Origin of the sequence: Aeromonas sp. HMWF015, assembly GCF_963878965.1 — a bacterium.
Classification (GTDB): domain Bacteria; phylum Pseudomonadota; class Gammaproteobacteria; order Enterobacterales; family Aeromonadaceae; genus Aeromonas; species Aeromonas veronii.
Genome location: NZ_CAWNZT010000111.1, coordinates 1,013 through 1,865 on the forward strand (window position 1 = coordinate 1,013; position 853 = coordinate 1,865).

Here is an 853-nt window from a genome sequence, read left to right on the forward strand (position 1 = left end):
CTTTGAAGAGGCTGACATCGAGATCGGCGCTGCCCCCACTGCGCCGAGTGAGTAAGCCATGAGCTCACCGGGTCAACGCCACAAGCAACGGGTGCAAGCCATGCAGGGGGCCACGCAGGCCGCCTGCACGGGCATGGTCACCGGCGCGGTGGCAGACAGCCTGCACCTGCAGATGATTGCCCTGGAACAGGACATCGTCCGCCTGCGCAAGCTGGCCCGCATTGGGGACCGGGTGAACATGAAGCGCAGCGAGCTGATGCCCAAATACCGCCCCTATGTGGAGCGCTATCTGGCAAGCGTGGCCGAGTCCGGCCAGCCCTATCAGAACGAGCTGTTTCAGCTGCTTACCGTCTGGGCCTTCGATGTGGGGGATTTCGACACAGGCATTGCCTGGGCCGAGCTCGCCATAACCCAGGGCCAGCGCACCCCGAGCAATATCAAACGGGACTGGGCCCACTTTGTGGCAGACACCGTGCTGGAGTGGGCCGAGAAGCAGGCCGCCGAAGGCCACGCCGTCGAGCCCTGGTTCTCCCGGGTGTTCGACAAGGTACGCAATGACTGGCGCCTCAACGAGAAGCTCACCGCCAAGTGGTTCAAGGCCGCGGGCTGCCTGCTGCTGCGTGACCAGGACGGCCAGCCGCGGCCGAGCGCCGTGGGGGACTCCGCCACGCTGGAGCAAGCCGACCACTGGCTGGCCCAGGCAGAGAAGCTGCACAGCAAGGTGGGGGTCAACACCTTGCGCCAGAAGATTGCCATGCGCCTGCGGGTGCTCAATCCCGAATAACAAACCGACTCTCCGCGCCGTCGCACCCCGGCGCGAATGCCATGGAGCGCCTTTGGCGAACCCAGCGGC

Annotated in this window: 1 protein-coding gene; it reads left to right on the forward strand. The window is 65.4% G+C overall.

Annotated features, from left to right (window positions below):
- The first annotated feature begins 58 nt into the window (after nt 1–58).
- The gene (locus AACS18_RS05575; RefSeq protein WP_108613914.1) at nt 59–784 is read left to right on the forward strand and encodes a phage terminase small subunit; all 726 of its coding nucleotides are present in this window, start codon (nt 59–61) and stop codon (nt 782–784) included.
- Nucleotides 785–853 lie beyond the last annotated feature (69 nt).